The sequence below is a fragment of the Promicromonospora sp. NPDC060204 genome, assembly GCF_042728455.1.
Lineage (GTDB): Bacteria > Actinomycetota > Actinomycetes > Actinomycetales > Cellulomonadaceae > Promicromonospora.
In genome coordinates this window covers 1-18,375 of the sequence record NZ_JBHWZO010000120.1, presented here as the reverse complement: position 1 = coordinate 18,375, position 18,375 = coordinate 1, and the positions used below count along the sequence as shown (strand labels likewise).

The window sequence follows — 18,375 nt, the reverse complement described above, 5'->3', positions numbered from 1 at the left end:
CAGCAGCTGCTGCCAGGACGGCCGTGCTCCTGGCAGCAGCTGCTGTGGTCAACGGATCTGACCCCGGTGGGTCAGCGGGTCAGCAGTAGAGGTTGCCGCCCGGGTCCACGCCCAGGGCGCTCGTGAAGCGCAGGTAGGTGTCCACGCGGCTCTGGACCTGGGCCGGGTTGCCGCCGTTGCACTCGATGGAGCCGTTGATGCTGCGGATCGTCTCGCCGAACCCGGCGCCGTTCACGATGGCGTTGTGCGGCGTCATGGTGCCGGGGCCGTTCTGGGTGTTCCAGTACCAGAGGCCGGTCTTCCAGGCGATCGCCGAGTTGGTCGAGACCAGGCTGGGGTTGTTCAGCAGGTCGATGCCGAGGGCGTCGCCGGCGGCCTTGTAGTTGAAGTTCCAGCTGAGCTGGACGGGTCCGCGGCCGTAGTACTGGTCGGTGCCGGCCGGGCAGCCGTAGGGCTGGTTCCGGTCGCAGTAGTGCGGGTAGTTCGCCGTGTTCTGCTCGACGATGTGCACCAGCCCGCCCGTCTCGTGCGAGACGTTGGCGAGGAACGCCGCGGCCTCACGCTTCTGGACGGTCTCGCTGCCGCTGTTGGCGAACCCGGGGTACGCGCTGAGCGCGTCGACGAGGCCCGCGTAGGTGTAGAACGAGTTCCGGTTGGGGAAGAACGAGTTGAACTGGGCCTGGCTGACCGGGAAGTCGTCGGTGCCGGGCGGGTCGACCGGCGGCTCGCCGCCGTCGCAGGTGCCGACCCGCTCCCAGACGCCCCACTCACCGGTGGTGCCGGGCGTCTCGCCCTGGGTCCACCACTTGGCGCGCCACGAGGCGCCGGCGTGCGTGACGAGGTTGCCGCCGACGTAGACGGCGCCGGCGCTCCAGGCGGGCGCGCTGCAGTCGGCGACCGCGGCGGGTGCGGCCGAGCCGCCCGCGGTGGCAGCCGAGCCGGGGACTGCGACGACCCCGGTCGTCAGGAGTGCGGCGACAAGGGTTGCGACAAAGAGCGGTACGCGACGAGCTCTCACGGGGAACCACCTCGCTTCGGGTCCTGGGCCGTCGTCGACACCGACGACCGATTTGTTCAGGAACCTAGCAAGGTGCGCCCAGGCGGGGCGTGAGGGATTCCCACACGTCCGACCCGTACGCGCTGGGCCCACATGGGAGCGCCGAGCCACGCGAGATCGGTCGGGTGTCTTGAGATCGGTCCATCAACCGACCGATCTGAGAGCAACCGACCGAAGTCGGTCCCCGGCCAACCTGAGCGCCCCTCACGCCGAGTCGCGGACCACCAGGATCGGCTCGAAGATCGCCGAGCGGACCGCCGGCTCGTCGGCGTCGATCTGCTCCAGCAGCATCCGCGCCATCTCCTCCGCCATCTTCTCCACGGGCTGCCGCACCGTCGTCAGCCGGGGGCGGGTCTGGACGGCCACGGGGCTGTCGTCGAACCCGACGATCGCGACGTCGTCGGGGACGCGGCGGCCCTGCGTCTGGAGCACGTGGATGGCCCCCTGGGCCATCAGGTCGTTCGAGACGAAGACGCCGTCGAGGTCCGGCGCGGCGTCGAGCAGCTCGGCCATGGCCGACTCCCCGCTCTCGAACGTGAACGACCCCGCCACGCTGGGGACGAAGGCGTGCCCGCGCCGGGCCGCCGCGTCCCGGAAGCCGTCGAGCCGGTCCCGGGCGGACGGGACGTCGAGCGGCCCGGAGATCACGCCGAGCGTGCGGCAGCCCCGGTCGAGCAGGTGGTTCGCGGCCATGCGGGCGCCGTCGGCGTTGGCCAGGTCCACGTAGCTCGCCGGGATCGCGTGGCCGGGCCGCGCGAACAGCACGATGGGCCGGCCGGTGCCGATGAGCTCCTCGGGGAGCGGGTCGTCCGCGTACGTGGAGACCAGCAGGGCGCCGTCCGCGTTGCCGAACCGCAGGTAGGACGTGACCTGCCCCCGGGTCTGGGCGTCGTCGGCGAACATCAGCACCGGGTGCACGTCGTGCGGCCGGAGCGTCCGCACGAGCGACCCCACGACCCGGCCGAAGAAGGGGTCGGAGAAGACGCCCGACAGGTCGAGCTCGCCCTCGGGGTCGGCGTCCGCACCCGAGATGACGACGGCCACCGTGCCCGTGCGGCGCGTGACCAGGGAGCGCGCGGCCCGGTTGGGCACGTAACCCGTCTCGGCGACCGCCTCCAGCACCACCTCCTGGACCGCGGGCGCCACCTTGCGCTTGCCGTTGATCACGCGGGACACGGTCGCGCGAGAGACACCGGCGACCTTCGCCACGTCCTCCAGGGTCGGCGCCGCACGCCGCAGATCCTTGCTCACAGGCCGACGGTAACAGAGTAAGAGCGCTCTCCGAGGGAGCTTGGGTGGATGAGATGCAACGGATGTCGCGTCGTCCGGCGCCAGCATCAAAGCCGATCTAGATGGGCCAAAAGCTCTAACAACGTAAATAACACCAGGTGAAGTCTCCTCAGCCAGGCCTTGACGCTCCGCCAAGAACGGGTCAAGGATGGGCGGCGTAAGAGCGCTCTCCCAACTCGCGGCGCACCGGCGCGTCGCGAGCGCAGGCTCAACGACGAACCGCGCCCCGGCCGCCGCACCTGGCCGCCGACGAGCGGACGGAGAGGAAGACCCATGACCACCACCGGATCACCCGGCGCACGCGCGACCAGGCTCAGGCGCCGAACGCGCGCCGGGGCCGCCGCCCTGGCGACCGGCCTGCTGGCCGCGGCGGCACTCGTCGTGCCCGCCGCCTCGGCACCTGCCGCACCGGCGCCTGCCGCACCCGCGCCCGCCGCACCCGCGCCCGCCGCACCGGCGCCCGCGGCACCCGCCGCGCAGGCGGCGCCGGTCCTGCTGTCGCAGGGCCGCCCCGCCACCGCCTCCTCCGTGGAGAACCCCGACTACACGCCCGCGAGCGCCGCCGTCGACGGCGACCTGGGCACGCGCTGGGCCAGCGAGTTCAGCGACCCACAGTGGATCCGGGTGGACCTGGGCCGCTCCGCGACGCTGGAGCACGTGGAGCTGGTCTGGGAGTCGGCGTACTCGAAGAGCTACCAGTTCCAGGTCTCGGCCGACGGGTCGTCCTGGTCCACGGTGTACTCGACCACCTCGGGCGACGGCGGCACCGACACGTTCGACGTCGACGGCACGGCCCGGTACGTGCGCCTGCTCTCGACCGCGCGCTCGGGCGGGTACGGCAACTCGCTGTGGGAGCTGCGCGTCTTCGGTGAGGCGGGCGGCGGCACCGATCCCGGCGACCCGGGCGACCCGGCCTACGTGAACCCGGGCCACCCGAACGTCCCGGTGCGGGACTCGGGGGCGAGCACCGTCGAGGTGGTGGGCGGCGACGGCGACTGGGACCTGGAGGTGGACGGGCAGCCGTACACGGTCCGCGGCTTCACGTGGGGCCCGGCGTTCAGCACGGCCGACCACTACATGCCGACCCTCACGGCCATGGGTGCCAACACGATCCGCACGTGGGGCACCGGGGCGGACACCCGGCAGCTCCTCGACTCGGCCGCGGCGCACGACGTCCGCGTCGTGATGGGCTTCTGGCTGCTGCCCGGCGGCGGTCCCGGGTCCGGCGGCTGCATCGACTACCGCACGGACACGAACTACAAGACGACGACCAAGGCCGACATCCTGGCCCAGGTCGCGGCGTACAAGGACCACCCGGGCGTACTCATGTGGAACATCGGCAACGAGTCGCTGCTGGGCCTGCAGAACTGCTACTCGGGCGCCGAGCTGGAGGCGATCCGCAACGCGTACGCGGCCTTCGTCAACGAGGTGAGCGTGGCGGTCCACCAGGCCGACCCGAAGCACCCGACCACCAGCACCGACGCGTGGGTCGGCGCCTGGCCGTACATCGAGCGCAACGCCCCGGACCTGGACCTGCTCTCCGTCAACGCGTACGGCGACCTGTGCAACGTGCCGGCGGCATGGGAGGCCGGCGGCTACGACCGGCCGTACATCATCACCGAGGGCGGCGCGGCCGGTGAGTGGGAGGTGCCGGACGACGCGAACGGCGTCCCCGACGAGCCGACCGACCTGGAGAAGGAGCAGGCGTACGTGGACTCCTGGCGCTGCCTGCGGGAGCACGACGGCGTCGCGCTGGGCGCCACGTTCTTCCACTTCGGCATCGAGGGCGACTTCGGCGGCGTGTGGTTCAACGTGCTCCCGGGCGACAACAAGCGCCTCGGCTACTACTCGATCGCGCGGGCCTGGGGCGTCGACACCTCCGGCATGAACACCCCGCCGCGCATCACCGCGATGAACGTGGCGGGTTCGACGGCGGTCGCTGCCGGCGAGGAGTTCACGGTCAGCGTGGACGTGACCGACCCCGACGGCGACCCGGTCGACGCCAACGTGATGCTGAACAGCAAGTACGTCAACAACGCGGGCGGCATCGCGCAGGCGGACTTCGACCAGACGGCGCCCGGCACGTTCCGGGTCACGGCCCCCGAGATGCTCGGCGTCTGGAAGGTCTACGTGTTCGCCGAGGACGGCCACGGCAACGTGGGCGTGGAGACCCGGTCGTTCCGCGTCGTCGCGCCCCCGGTGGACGGGACGAACATCGCGCGCGGCAAGACGGCGACGGCCTCCAGCTTCGACCCGTGGAACGGCGACTGGACGCCCGGCCGCGCCGTCGACGGCGACGCCTCGACGCGCTGGGCCAGCGAGTGGGGCCCGACCGCCTGGTACCAGGTCGACCTCGGCTCGGTGCAGTCGTTCGACCACGTGCAGCTCGTCTGGGAGACGGCGTACGGCAAGTCCTACCAGGTGCAGACGTCGAACGACGGGAACGCCTGGACCACGGTCCGCACGGTGACGGGCGGCAACGGCGGCGTCGACAGCCTGGACGTGGCCGGGACGGGCCGGTACGTGCGGCTCAACCTCACCGAGCGCGGCACGGAGTGGGGCTACTCCCTGTACGAGGTCGGCGTCTACCAGCGGTGAGCACGGCAGTGACGGGTCAGCAAGGCACACCACCATCGAAGGAGGAACCATGCGCACAGCACTCCGCACGCCACGCGGCTCCACACCACGCGGCCGCACACCCGGCGGCGTCAGACCTCGCAGCCTCTCGCCCCGGATCGTGGGCGGCCTGGCCGCCACCGCGCTGCTCGCCTCGACCCTGAGCGCGGCGGGCGCCATCGGCGCCACCACCGCCGTCGCCGATCCGAACACCCTGCTCTCGCAGGGTGCGCTCACGGCGGCGTCCAGCTCGGAGTCCGGCGGCCTCGGGCCGCGGTTCGCGGTCGACGGCGACCGCACCACCCGCTGGGCCAGCGCCCCCACGGACGACCAGTGGATCCGGATCGACCTGGGCCGGTCGTACGCGCTGGACCACGTCGCCCTGGAGTGGGAGGCCGCGTACGGCGCGGCGTTCACGCTCCAGGTCTCCGCCGACGCCCAGACCTGGACCACGGTCGTGACCGAGGGCGCAGGGACCGGCGGCACCGAGGTCTACGACATCACCGCGACCGGCCGCTACGTGCAGCTCGTCGGCACGGCCCGCGGCACCGGGTACGGCTACTCGCTCCTGGAGTTCCAGGTGTTCGGCGACGGCGAGGCCGGCGGGCCGGAGGACCCGCCGCCGTTCCCCGGCGACGAGGTGACGCACCACGAGTTCCAGGCGAACTGCACCTTCTCGCACTTCCTGCCCGACGACTCGATCGTGTACCCGAACCAGCCGGGCCGATCGCACCTGCACACGTTCATCGGCAACCGCTCGACGGACGCGTTCACCACGCCGACGAGCCTGAACGCGATGCCGGAGAGCACCTGCACGGTGCCGCAGGACCACTCGGCCTACTGGTTCCCCGCCATCACCAAGGGCGGCGTGCCGGTCGAGCCGAACATCCCGATGACCGTCTACTACAAGTCGGGCATCGACGACTACCAGGACGTCGTGCCGTTCCCGGAGGGGCTCCAGTTCGTGACCGGCGACATGATGGCGACGGTCGACGAGTTCCGCACCGCGCCGGGCGCCGTCGAGGGCTGGGAGTGCGGCGACATCTCCAAGAGCTGGGAGATCCCGGCCCGCTGCCCCGAGGGCACCCAGCTCAACATCCGGTACCAGGCGCCGAGCTGCTGGGACGGGATGCACCTGACGCCGGAGGAGTCGGCACACATGGGCCACGGCTCGCACATGGCGTACCCCGAGGCCGGGCAGTGCCCCATGAGCCACCCCGTCGCCGTCCCGATGTTGGAGTTCAAGATCGCGTGGCCCGTCAGCGGCGACATGTCCGACGTCGCACTGGTGAGCGGGTCCGACCAGTCGTGGCACTACGACTTCGTGAACGCCTGGGACCCCGAGGTGCTCCGCCGGCTCGTCGAGCACTGCATCAACGGCGGCCTGCAGTGCAACCCGCGCGGCTACGACCTCTACAAGCCGCACCGCGGCACCGTGCTCGACGAGAACTACCAGCTCGTGCCCGAGACCACGGCCGCACGTGAGGAGGTGGCTTCATGAGAGCGGGCCGGATCTGGCTGGCGGCCGCGGCGGTCGCGGCCTGCGTGGCGGCGCCGCTGACGGCGGCGGCCGCGCCGGCACCGGCACGGCCGGCGTCGGCTCCCGCGACCGGGCCCGACCACCGGGCCGCCGCGGCTGCCTGCGGCACCACGAACGCGGCCCTCGGGCGGACGGCGACGGCGTCGTCCACCGAGGGGCCGTTCGGCGCGGCGTCGGCCGTGGACGGCGACGCCGGCACCCGCTGGAGCAGCGCGGCCGCCGACCCGCAGTGGATCCGTGTCGACCTCGGCTCGGTCCAGGACCTGTGCCGCGTCGAGCTCGCCTGGGAGACGGCGTACGGCAAGGACTTCCGGATCGAGGCCTCCGACGACGGCACCACGTGGCGCACCCTGAAGACCGTGACGAACGGGACCGGCGGCAACCAGTCGCTGGACGTCGCGGGCTCGGGCCGGTACGTGCGCCTGACCGGCACCGCGCGCGGCACCGGGTACGGCTACTCGCTCTGGGAGCTGAAGGTGTTCACCGGCGACGGCGGCACCGTGCCCGGCGACCCGATCCCGGGCGGCGGTGACCTCGGGCCGAACGTGCACGTCTTCGGCCCGGACACTCCGACGGCCCAGGTCCAGGCGGCCGTGGACGCCGTCTACGACCAGCAGGAGGCGGACCAGTTCGGCGACGGGAGGCACCAGTTCCTGTTCGAGCCGGGCACCTACCCGGTGCACGTCAACGCCGGTTTCCACACCTCGATCTCCGGCCTGGGGACGAGGCCGGACGACGTGAACATCACCGGCGGCGTCTGGGCCGACGCGGAGTGGTTCGAGGGCAACGCCACGCAGAACTTCTGGCGTTCCGTCGAGAACCTGGCCGTGACGCCGTCGGGCGGGGACATGCGCTGGGCCGTGTCGCAGGCGGCGCCCATGCGCCGCGTGCACGTCAAGGGCAACCTCATGCTGCACTCGTCGCGTTACGGCTGGGCGTCGGGCGGGTACATCGCCGACTCCGTGGTCGACGGGCAGGTCCGCGCCTGGACGCAGCAGCAGTGGTACACCCGCGACTCGACGCTCACGGGCGGCTGGGCCGGGACGCTGTGGAACATGGTGTTCTCGGGCGTCGAGAACGCCCCGCCGACGTCGTTCCCGGAACCCGCGGTGACCACCCTGGACACCACGGGCACCATCCGCGAGAAGCCGTACCTGTACCTCGACGGGGACCACTACGCGGTGTTCGTGCCGTCGGCCCGGTCGGGCACGCGGGGCGCGACGTGGGACGGCGGGACGACGTCGGGCACCTCGATCCCGCTGGACCAGTTCTACGTGGCCCGGCCCGGCGACTCCGCCGCGCGGATCAACCAGGCCCTGGACCAGGGCCTGCACCTGCTGCTCACGCCCGGCATCTACGAGACGACGGGGACGATCGAGGTGGACCGCGCCGACACCGTCGTGCTCGGGCTCGGGTACGCCACGATCGTGCCGACCGCCGGGCAGACGGCGATGCGGGTGGGCGACGTGGACGGCGTCCGCGTGGCGGGCGTGCTGTTCGACGCCGGCGCGGCCGAGTCACCGTCGATGCTCACCATCGGCACCGCGGGGTCGACGGCGGACCACGCCGACGACCCGATCTCGCTGCACGACGTGTTCGTCCGCGTGGGCGGCGCGCACGCCGGGCGGGTGGACCAGGCGATCGTCGTGAACGCGGACGACACGATCGTGGACCACATCTGGTCCTGGCGTGGCGACCACGGCGACGGCGTGGGCTGGGACGTGAACACGGCGCGGAACGGCCTGGTGGTCACCGGCGACGACGTCGACGGGTACGGGCTCTTCGTCGAGCACTACCAGGAGTACAACACCCTGTGGACCGGGGAGCGCGGCCGCACGATCTTCTACCAGAACGAGCTGCCGTACGACCCGCCGAACCAGGCGGCGTGGAACCACGACGGCGTCCAGGGCTGGGCGGCGTACAAGGTCGCGGACGGCGTGACGCAGCACGAGGCCTGGGGCCTGGGCTCGTACTGCGTGTTCACGTCGGACGCGTCGATCACCTCGGACAACGGCTTCGAGGTGCCGGTCACGCCGGGCGTGCGGATGCACTCGCTGCTCACCGTGTCGCTCGGCGGCGTGGGCACGTACGAGCACGTCATCAACGGCGTGGGCCCACGTGCGGCGGGCACGGAGACGATCCCGGCGAAGGTGGTGAGCTACCCGTAACCACGTGGAACATGTCAGGCGCTCAGGTCCCCCGAGGGACCTGAGCGTCTGACGCGCACCGGCACCTCAGGTGACGGCGCCCATGTGCCAGGGGATGAACTCCTCGGCGCCGATCTCCAGCTCCTCGCTGACGGTCTGCTGCCCCGAGGCGACGGCGAGGATGCGGTCGAAGATCTGCCGGCCGACCTCGGCGACGGTCGCGGTGCCGTCCACGATGACGCCGGCGTTGAGGTCCATGTCCTCGGACATCACCGAGTACATCGGGGTGTTGGTCGCGACCTTGATCGACGGGGACGGGCGGCACCCGAAGACGGACCCGCGGCCCGTGGTGAAGACGACGACGTTCGCGCCGCCCGCGACCAGGCCGGTCACGGAGACCGGGTCGTAGCCGGGGGTGTCCATGAAGGCGAACCCGCGCTGCGTGATCGGTTCGGCGTACTCGTAGACCGCGCCCAGGTCGGCCTGGCCGCCCTTGGCGACCGCGCCGAGGGACTTCTCCAGGATGGTGGTCAGGCCGCCGGCCTTGTTGCCCGGGGACGGGTTGTTGTCCAGGGTCCCGCCGCCCGCGGCGACGTAGTCGCGCCACCAGTCGATCCGGTCCAGGAGCTTTTTCGCGACCGCGGGTTCGGTGGCCCGGGCTGTGAGCAGGTGTTCGGCGCCGTAGACCTCGGGGGTCTCGGCCAGCACCGAGGTCGCGCCGTAGGCGACCAGCCGGTCCGACGCCCACCCGAGGGCCGGGTTGGCGGTGATGCCGGAGTAGCCGTCCGACCCGCCGCAGTTCAGCGCCAGGACGAGCTCGGACACGTCGCACTCGACGCGCTCCCGGGCGTTGACCAGCGGGAGCATCTCCCGGATCGCGGCGACGCCGGCGCGGACGGAGGCGCGCACGCCGCCGGTCTCCTGGATCGTCAGGGACCGCACCACCGTGTCGTCGGCGATGGCGGCCAGCAGCCCGGACCGGGACTCGTCCGGGGCGCCGATGCCGGGCATGCCGAGGTCGGCGACCTGCCCCGACCTGGCGGACAGGGCGGCGCCGGGCACCATCTCGCAGCCCAGGCCGAGGACGAGCAGGCCGGTCACGTTGGGGTGGGCGGCGTACCCGCGCAGGGTGCGCAGCAGGATCTGGCCGCCCTCGGAGTCGGGGACCAGGCCGCAGCCGGAGGTGTGGGTCAGGGCGATGACGCCGTCGACGTTCTCGAACTCGTCCAGCACTGTGCCGCGGAACTGGTCCGCGATCATCTTGGCGGTGGAGGCGGAGCAGTTCACGCTGGTCAGGATCGCGACGAAGTTGCGGGTCCCGACCCGGCCGTCGGCCCTCCGGTACCCGCGGAAGGTGGGCCGGACGTCGTCGGGCACGGGGAGGTCGTGGTGCGTGCCGCCCAGCGGGGTCTCCCGTGCCCCGTCCTCGAACCCGAGGTTGTGGGAGTGCACGTGGTCGCCGGGGGCGATGTCGGTGGTGGCGACCCCGATGACCTGCCCGTACTTACGCACGTGGCCGCCCGTGGGCACGGCTCGTAGGGCGATCTTGTGCCCGCGGGGCACGGGTTGTCCGACGTCGACCGGGCCTGCGCCGGGAGCGCCGGGAACCGCGACGGCGTCGCCGGGGCTCAGGTCCCGCGTGGCGACGGCGACGTCGTCGCCCTCCCGCAGCACGAGCAGATCATGTGACACCTGTGGCACCTCTCCTCTGAACCGTTTCATCCTACCGACCCCCAAACGTCGTTGAGTGCGGGGTATCTGCGGCCAAAGTGCTCCCTGGCCAACAAATACCCCGCACTCAGCGAGGGGGGTCAGTCGGCGATGGCCGCGTTGACCTCGTCCAGGAACTGGGTGGCCGCCTCGTCAGGCGTGATGCGCTCGAAGAGGACCTCCGTGTTGATGCGCTCCATGATGTCCGCGAGCTCGGCGCTGCCGTGCGGCGGGACCGCCGGGTTGTCGACGATCTCGTCCTCGATGTCCGCCATGAAGTCGGCGACCTTCTGGTCGGTGGGCGACAGGTCGCCCAGGATCGCCTCGCGCACGTCGGTGTTCGCCGGGAGGCCACGGTCGGTCAGCATGATCTTGGCCGCCTCCTCGGAGTTGAGCAGGAAGTCCACGAACTTCGCCGACGACTCCGGGTACTCGGTGTCCGCCGAGACGGAGTAGAACATCGCCGGCTTGTAGTACATGCCGGTGCGCTCGCCCTCGGACTCGCCCGGGAGCCGCAGCAGCTCGAGCTCGTGGCCCGACGAGTCGGACAGCGCGCCGAGCTGGTTGGTCCACCAGACACCCATGGCGCCCTTGTTGGTGCCGAGCAGGCCGCCCTCGGGGCCGGCCGCCTGGTACTCGACCGTGCGGGCGGCGTCGGGCTGGCCGCCACCCTCGACCAGGTCGAGGGAGACCTGGAAGAAGTCCGCGACGGTCCGCTCGGAGACGCCGAGCTCGCCCTCGGGCGTGAACAGGGTCTCGCCACGCTGGCGCGCCATCACGTTGAGGCCGGCCTCGTTGAAGCCGTAGTCCTGCGTGCCCCAGACGCCGTCGCCGGCGCCCTTCGCGACGGCGTTCGCCGTGGTGACGTAGTCCTCCCACGTCCAGGTGGTGTCGTCCGGCACGTCGACGCCGGCGTCGGCGAAGATCTCCGGGTCGGCGACGAGCGCGTAGGCGTTGATGCCGGTCGGGATGCCGTACTGGGTCCCGTCGATCTGGCCGCCGGCCAGCACGCCGTCGTCCACCTTGGCGGTGTCGATGTCGAGCGTGCCCAGGTCGGCGAGCACGTTCTTGGTCGAGTAGTCGGAGATGTAGCGCTCCTCCTGGGTGATGACGTCCGGGGTGTCGCCTGCGGCCACGGAGGTGGCGAGCTTGTCCCAGTAGCCGTCCCAGTCGGTGAAGTCGGGGACCACGGTGATTTCCGGGTTCTCCGCCTCGAACGCCTCGATGATCTTCTGCGTCGACTCGTGGCGGCTGTCCGAGCCCCACCACGAGAAGCGGATCTCGCAGGGGCACTCCTCGGCGGCGGCCGGGGCGTCGTCGCCGCCCCCGCCGATGCCGGAGTCGCCGCCGCCGCAGGCGGCCAGGGTCAGGGCGACGGCCGCGATGCCCGCGGCCGAGCCGGCGAGCCGCTTGCCGCGCCTCGTGTTCGGTCGGTTGCCGGTGGTGCTCATGTATTTCTCCTTCGGTGACGTTGACGTCGTTGTCGCATCGCGGGTGGAGCTACTTGATCCCGGTGGTCGCAATGCCCTTGACCAGGTACTTCTGTCCGAACAGGAAGGCGATGAAGACGGGGATCAGGGAGACGATCGACATCGCGAACAGCGAGCCCCACGAGCTCTCGCCCGTGGAGTCGACAAAGGTGCGCAGCGCGATCGGCACGGTGTACATCTCCGGCCGCGTCAGGAAGATGAGCTGGCTGAAGAAGTCGTTCCACGTCCAGATGAACGTGAAGATCGCGGTGGTGGCGAGGGCCGGCATGGACAGCGGCAGCATGATCTGCAGGTAGATCCGCAGGTGGTTGCAGCCGTCGAGGGTCGCCGCCTCGTCCAGCTCGCGGGGGATGCCCCGGAAGAACTGGACCATCAGGAAGATGAAGAACGCGTCCGTCGCGAGCAGCTTGGGCACGATCAGCGGCAGGAAGGTGTTGATCCACTCGAGCTGGGAGAACAGCACGTACTGCGGCACGATCACCACGTGGATCGGCAGCATGATCGACATCAGCATGATCGCGAACCACAGCCGCTTGCCCTTGAACTCCAGCCGCGCGAACGCGTAGGCCGCCAGGGAGCAGGACAGCAGGTTGCCCAGCAGCGAGCCGAGCACCACCAGCGCCGAGTTGATCAGGTAGTGGCTGAACGGGTGCAGCAGCGCGTTCCACCCGTCCGTGTAGTTGGACAGGTCGATGTCGGTGGGGATGAGCCCCGGCTCGCGGAAGATCAGCGCGTTCGGCTTGAACGAGCTGGCCAGCATCCAGAGCAGCGGGTACAGCATCACGAACCCGAAGGCGATGAGGCCCGCGTGCTTGAGCACGCTCCCCACCCGGGCCCGGACGCGTCGGCCGCGGGGCCGGACGGCGGTCGGACGGCGGTCGCCCGGCCCGGCGCGCCGGGCGCCGGGTGCGGTGTCGGACGGCGGGCGGACCGCCGTCGGCGTCGTGGTCTGTGCGGTCGTCGAGGCGTCAGTCATCGTAGAAGACCCAGTACTTGGAGGCGAGGAAGTTGACGACCGTCATGCCGCCGATGATCAGCAGCAGGAACCAGGCCATCGCCGAGGCGTAGCCCATGTCGAGGGAGCCGAACCCCTTGAGGTAGAGGTACAGCGTGTACAGCAGCGTGGAGTCGGACGGGCCGCCGTTGCCGCCGCTGACGACGAACGCCCGCGTGAACGACTGGAACGCCTCGATGAGCTGGAGCACGAGGTTGAAGAAGATGATCGGCGTGAGCAGCGGCACCGTGATGCTGCGGAACTGCCGCCACCGTGAGGCGCCGTCGATCGCGGCCGCCTCGTAGTACATCTGCGGGATCTGCCGCAGGCCGGCCAGGAAGATCACCATGGGCGCGCCGAACGTCCAGACGTTGAGCGCCATCAGGGTGCCGAGCGCGTAGTCCGGGTGCGAGACCCAGCCCTGACCCTGGATCCCGAAGAGTGCAAGGACCTGGTTGACCAGGCCGTCCGCGCCGAAGATCTGCCGCCACAGGATCGCGATGGCCACCGACCCGCCGAGCAGGGAGGGCAGGTAGTACACCGAGCGGTACAGGGCGAGCCCGCGCATGCCCTTGTCGAGCAGCAGCGCCAGGCCGAGGGCCGCGGCGAGCTGGAGCGGCACCGAGACGAACACGTAGGTGAAGGTGACGCCGAGGGACTGGAGGAACCGCGGGTCGTCGAACATCCGCGTGTAGTTCTCCAGGCCCACCCACTCGGGCGCGGAGAGCAGGTCGTAGTCCGTGAAGGACAGGTAGAGCGACGCACCCATGGGGCCGGCCGTGATGAGCACGAGGCCCACGAACCACGGCGCGAGGAAGAACAGCGCCCAGCGCCCGTCGCCCTTCTTGCGGACGGCGCCGGCCTGCTTGCCGCGCGAGAGCTCCTGGATCACTGACATGGGTTCACCCCCGCGCGGACGGGCCCCGTCGGGGCGGGCGGGGGCTCGGACCGCCAGGGTCCGGGCTCGCGGTTCGGGTGGCGCATCGCGTTGTCCTCCGGATCGTCGTCGATCCCCGGCTCGTCGGTGAGAAACCGGTCTCTGGTGGAGGAACGTACCACATGAGGAACCGGTTTCCCATGGTGTACCGTCACATCGGGAAACCGGTAACGCGGGGGCTACGCCGACGAGGGCGCGCGCCACGCGCGATCCGGTCGGACAAGGTCACGGACGGAGAGCACATGGGCAGCGGCAGCGTTCGAGGCGCAGGTCAGCGCCGTGCGGTCGCCACGATCGGGGACGTCGCGGCGGCGGCCGGGGTCTCGCGGGCGACGGTGTCCCGCGTGATGAACGGGCGCAGCACGGTCGACGCCGCGATCGCCGAGCGCGTGCGGACCGCCGCCGCGGAGCTCAGCTACCGGCCGAGCAACGCGGCGCGCAGCCTCGCGCTCGGCCGCACGCAGACCGTGGCGCTCGTGGTGCCGGACCTCGGCAACCCGGTGTTCCAGCAGATCCTGCGCGGCGTCATGGACGGCGCAGCGGAGGACGGGTACCGCGTGCTGGTCGCGGACACGGTCGAGGACGACCAGCAGGAGGGCGCCATCGCCCTGGAGGCGCGCATGCGGTGCGACGCCCTGGTGCTCGTGTCGCCCCGCATCGGGGACGCCGAGCTCAGCGCGCTCATCGCCGACGTCGAGCCCGTGGTGCTGGTCAACCGCGAGACCGGCGGGACGGCGCCCAGCCTGGTCGTGGACTACGAGGACGGCGCCGTCCAGGTGGTCGAGCACCTCGTGGCGCTCGGCCACCGCCGCCTGGTCTACCTGGGCGGACCGGTGCGCAGCGCGTCCGACGAGCTGCGCCGGGCCGGCCTGGCGCGCGCCCGGCAGCGGCACGCCGACCTCGAGATCCTCGACCTGCCCGCCGGACCGGACATCCAGGCGGGCCACGCCGCCGCGCCCGCCGTCCTCGCCACCCGCGCCACAGCGGCGCTGGCCTTCAACGACCTCGTCGCGTTCGGCCTGCTCGCAGGTCTGAACGAGGCCGGGGTGGCCGTGCCCGCCGACATCTCGGTGGCCGGTTTCGACGACATCGAACTGTCCCGCTACGCCACACCCGCGCTGACGACGGTCGCGGTGCCGCAGGCCGAGCTCGGCCGCCACGCCTGGAGGGAGCTGCACGCCGTGATCGACGACGACGCCCACCCCGCACGCTCTGCACGGTTCACACCCAGCCTGGAGGTGCGCGGGAGCACCGGGCCCGTGCCCCAGGGCCCGGAACGGGTGCACATCACGGACGACGACCTCGTCGTCGGGCAGCCGGAGGAGGCGCCCACCGTGCCCCCGACCGCCACGCCGGTCTGGTCCGTGCCCGCCGATCCTTCCGGCGACGCCGTCGTGCTGACCTGCGGCGACGGGTTGGAGCTGGTGCGCCGGGACGCGGGCGACCGCATGCCGAAGGTGCACGCCCGCCGGCCCTACCTGCACCCCGTGCACACCCTGGCGGGAGTGCCCCTCACCGACGTCAGCCCCGTGGACCACCGCCACCACTACGGCGTGGGCATCGCCGTGCCCGACCTGAACGGCACGAGCCACTGGGGCGGCCGTACGTTCATCGAGGACGTGGGCCCCACGCTGCTGAAGAACCACGGCCGGCAGACGTCGTCGGGGATCCGCGTGGAGCCGGGCGTTCCCGGCGCTCCCGGCCCCCTGGGCACGGTCGGCGAGACCCTGGTCGAGGACGTGCTGTGGTCCGACGAGCACGGCGAGCCGCAGCTCCACGAGGAGCGCCGCGTCTCGGCGCACCTGCTCCCCCTGGCGCCCGGGGCCGACGCCGCCCCCGGCTGGGTGCTCGACTGGCGCTCGACGCTGCACGCGGACCACGGCCCGCTGGAGATCCGCTCGCCCGCGACGAACGGGCGGCCGGGCGCGGGGTACGGCGGCCTGTTCTGGCGCCTGCCGATCGCCGAGAGCACCACGGTGCTGTCCGCGGCCGGTACCGGCGAGAACCGGGCGCACGGCAGCACCTCGCCCTGGGTGGCGTTCGTGCAGCAGCAGGGCGGCCGGTCCACGACCCTTCTGCTGGTGCAGCCCGGCCAGGTGCGACCGTGGTTCCTGCGCTCGGCCGAGTACCCCGGCGCCTGCCCGGCCCTGGCCTGGGACGCGCCCCTGCGCGTGCCCGACGGCGGCTCCGTGCAGCTCGACCTCGTGGCGGTGCTGCTCGACACCGAGCTCACGGCCGACGCGGCCGAGGCGCTGGCCGCCGACCTGACCGACGGCGGTCGGCGGTGAGCCTGCCCAAGGTGGCCGTGGTCGGCATCCACGGCCACGGCGGCTCGCACCTGCGGGCGGTCGCGGACCTGGAGGACCGAGGGCTGGCGCGGCTGAGCGCCGTCGTCGACCCGCGCGAGCCCGACGACGCCCCGGCATCGTGGTTCGCGAGCCTGGGCGACCTGCTGTCCGCCGACGCCGACGCGCTGCCCGACGTCCTGGTGCTCGCCACGCCCATCCACACGCACCTGCCGCTCGCGCGCGCCGCGCTGGAGGCGGGGATCGACGTGCTGCTCGAGAAGCCGACCACGGCGTCCCTGGCGGAGCACGCCGAGCTCGTCGCCGTGGTGGAACGGACCGGGCGGCTGTGCCAGGTCGGGTTCCAGACCTTCGGGTCGCACGCGCTGCCCGCCGTCGCGGACATGGTCGCGCGCGGCGAGGTGGGGCAGGTGACCGGCATCGGCGCCGTCGGCACCTGGGTGCGGACCGCCGCCTACTGGACGCGCTCGCCCTGGGCGGGGCGGCGGCGCATGGGCGACCGCGCGGTGGTCGACGGCGTGGTGACCAACCCGCTGGCGCACGCCGTGGCGACCGCCCTGTGGGTGGGCGGCGCCCGGACCGCCGCGGACCTCGCCTACGTGAACACCGACCTGTGGCGGGCCAACCCCATCGAGGCCGACGACACCTCGTCCCTGCGCGCCGTCGGCACCGACGGGACCCGCTACGGGTTCGGCCTCACGCTGTGCGCGGCGGAGCGCACCCCGGCGCGCGTGATCGTGCAGGGCACCGAGGGCGAGATCGAGCTGGGCTACGAGCACGACCTGGTGCGGCTGCGCACCGGGCGCGTGGTCGCCGAGAAACGGTACGAGCGCACCGGCCTGCTGGAGAACCTGCTGCGGGTCCGGGCCGGCACGGGCGAGCGGCTCCTGTGCGACGTGCGGGACACCGGCGCGTTCATGCGGGTGCTCGAGGCCGTGCGCACCGCGCCGGACCCGGCGCCGGTCGACGACGCGTACGTGGACTGGGTGGACGGGGTCGCGCCGGTCGCGGGCGGGCCGGGCGGCGTCGGTCCGGGCGGTACTGGCGGCGGGCCCGGCGGCGTCGGGCAGGGAAATCCCGAGGGCGACGCGCGGCACCCGGTGGTGCACGACGTCGCCGCGTGGTGCGAGCGCGCCGCGCGCGAGCAGCGCACGTTCACGGAGCTCGGCGCCCCGTGGACACTCCCGAGGTAGATCCGGGGAGCGTGACAGGGTGCTCGGGTGCTGCCCGTCCTGACTGCCATCGGTTCCATGGCCTGCGTGGTCGCGCTCGGCTGGGTGATCCAGCGGACCGGCCTGCTGGCCGGCCGCGGACTCCCCCGCGGGATCGCCCGCGACGGGGCCGGTGACGGCGGGGCCGGCGCCCGGCAGACCCTGGCGACGCTGTCGTTCACGATCTGCGCGCCGGCCCTGATGTTCAGCACGCTGGCCTCGACGGACCTGGCGCACGTGCTCTCGCGCGGCGCGGTGGTCACGTGGGCAACGACGGCGGTGCTCGGCCTGGCCACGGCCGCGGCGGCGCGCTGGCTGCTGCGGCTGCCCGCGGGCCCCGCCGCCGTCACGACGCTCGCCGCCGTGTACGTCAACGGCGGCAACATCGGGCTGCCGCTGGCCGTCTACCTCTTCGACGACGCCCTCGCCGTGGTGCCCACGCTGCTGTTCCAGCTCCTGGTGCTGGCGCCGCTGACGCTCTCCGTGCTCGACCGGGCGACGGCGTCCGCCGACGGCGGGACCCGCGCCAGGTCGGGCTGGCGGACGATGGGGCAGGTGTTCCTCGCGGCGTTCCGGAACCCGATCACGCTCGGCACGGTCGCGGGGCTGCTCGTCGCGGTGGTCTCTGAGCTGACCGGCGCGCGGCTGCCCGACGTCGTGCTGCTTCCCTTCGACCTGATCGGCGCCGCGGCACCGCCGCTGGGCCTGCTCACGTTCGGGATGACGCTCGCCGTCCCGATGCCGGCCGCGGACGCCGACCTCGGCGTGGCCGCCGGGCGGGGCCGCCGGCTCGTGGGCTGGGTGATCACGATCGCCGTGCTGGTGCGCAACCTGCTGCACCCGCTGGCGGCGTGGGCGCTCGGCTCGGCGGTGGGGCTGGACACGCCGGCGCTGGCCCTCGTGGTGACGATGGCCGCGCTGCCGACGGCGGTGAACGTCACGACCTACGCGACGCGGTACGGCGTGTTCGACGGCGTCGCGGCGCGCGCGACCGTCTGGACGACGGCGCTGTGCGTTCCGGTGCTCGTGGTGATCGGCGCGCTGCTGGTGTGACGCACCTCCCCTTTGAGGCCCTGG

The 18,375-nt window shown here is 72.2% G+C and carries 12 protein-coding genes; 6 read left to right on the top strand and 6 right to left on the bottom strand.

Annotation, left to right across the window (positions count from 1 at the left end; genetic code table 11):
- Nucleotides 1-79: 79 nt before the first annotated feature.
- The gene (locus tag ACFWEJ_RS16130; RefSeq protein ID WP_377230222.1) at nt 80-1,018 is read right to left on the bottom strand and encodes a glycoside hydrolase family 19 protein; all 939 of its coding nucleotides are present in this window, start codon (nt 1,016-1,018) and stop codon (nt 80-82) included.
- Nucleotides 1,019-1,261: 243 nt separating this feature from the next.
- On the bottom strand, nt 1,262-2,308 hold the full coding sequence (locus ACFWEJ_RS16125) for a LacI family DNA-binding transcriptional regulator (protein WP_377230221.1): 1,047 nt from the start codon (nt 2,306-2,308) through the stop codon (nt 1,262-1,264).
- A 312-nt stretch (nt 2,309-2,620) separates the two neighbouring features.
- Here ACFWEJ_RS16125 and ACFWEJ_RS16120 point away from each other — a divergent pair, with 312 nt between their 5' ends.
- From ACFWEJ_RS16120 to ACFWEJ_RS16110, 3 genes are read left to right on the top strand one after another with little or no spacing between them, the layout of a single operon-like run.
- On the top strand, nt 2,621-4,945 hold the full coding sequence (locus ACFWEJ_RS16120; protein WP_377230220.1) for a discoidin domain-containing protein: 2,325 nt from the start codon (nt 2,621-2,623) through the stop codon (nt 4,943-4,945).
- 49 nt (nt 4,946-4,994) lie between these two features.
- A complete protein-coding gene (locus ACFWEJ_RS16115; RefSeq protein WP_377230219.1) occupies nt 4,995-6,464 on the top strand; it encodes a DUF1996 domain-containing protein in 1,470 nt (489 codons plus the stop codon).
- Nucleotides 6,461-8,671, top strand: coding sequence for a discoidin domain-containing protein (locus ACFWEJ_RS16110; RefSeq protein ID WP_377230218.1), 2,211 nt, complete (start codon nt 6,461-6,463; stop codon nt 8,669-8,671). Before ACFWEJ_RS16115 ends, ACFWEJ_RS16110 begins: the two co-directional genes overlap by 4 nt.
- Nucleotides 8,672-8,737: 66 nt before the next feature.
- Here ACFWEJ_RS16110 and ACFWEJ_RS16105 read toward each other — a convergent pair whose 3' ends face one another.
- From ACFWEJ_RS16105 to ACFWEJ_RS16090, 4 genes are all read right to left on the bottom strand, one after another.
- Nucleotides 8,738-10,372, bottom strand: coding sequence for a UxaA family hydrolase (locus ACFWEJ_RS16105; protein WP_377230217.1), 1,635 nt, complete (start codon nt 10,370-10,372; stop codon nt 8,738-8,740).
- 89 nt (nt 10,373-10,461) lie between these two features.
- Complete coding sequence (locus tag ACFWEJ_RS16100; protein ID WP_377230216.1) at nt 10,462-11,811, bottom strand: ABC transporter substrate-binding protein; 1,350 nt, start codon at nt 11,809-11,811, stop codon at nt 10,462-10,464.
- Nucleotides 11,812-11,860: 49 nt separating this feature from the next.
- Nucleotides 11,861-12,826 carry a carbohydrate ABC transporter permease gene (locus ACFWEJ_RS16095; RefSeq protein WP_377230215.1) on the bottom strand — a complete coding sequence of 322 codons (966 nt, stop codon included), beginning with the start codon at nt 12,824-12,826 and terminating at the stop codon, nt 11,861-11,863.
- Nucleotides 12,819-13,742: a carbohydrate ABC transporter permease gene (locus tag ACFWEJ_RS16090; protein ID WP_377230214.1), complete on the bottom strand. Its 924-nt coding sequence runs from the start codon at nt 13,740-13,742 to the stop codon at nt 12,819-12,821. Before ACFWEJ_RS16090 ends, ACFWEJ_RS16095 begins: the two co-directional genes overlap by 8 nt.
- 281 nt (nt 13,743-14,023) lie before the next feature.
- On the opposite strand from ACFWEJ_RS16090, the gene ACFWEJ_RS16085 reads away from it, so the two are divergent.
- From ACFWEJ_RS16085 to ACFWEJ_RS16075, 3 genes are read left to right on the top strand one after another with little or no spacing between them, the layout of a single operon-like run.
- Nucleotides 14,024-16,069, top strand: a complete 2,046-nt coding sequence (locus ACFWEJ_RS16085) for a DUF6807 family protein (RefSeq protein ID WP_377230213.1) — start codon at nt 14,024-14,026, stop codon at nt 16,067-16,069.
- Entirely contained in the window at nt 16,066-17,280 is a 1,215-nt protein-coding gene (locus tag ACFWEJ_RS16080) for a Gfo/Idh/MocA family protein (protein ID WP_377230212.1), read from the top strand. The genes ACFWEJ_RS16085 and ACFWEJ_RS16080 overlap by 4 nt, the downstream gene beginning before the upstream one ends.
- A 27-nt stretch (nt 17,281-17,307) precedes the next feature.
- Nucleotides 17,308-18,351, top strand: a complete 1,044-nt coding sequence (locus ACFWEJ_RS16075) for an AEC family transporter (RefSeq protein ID WP_377230211.1) — start codon at nt 17,308-17,310, stop codon at nt 18,349-18,351.
- The last annotated feature ends 24 nt before the right edge of the window (nt 18,352-18,375 follow it).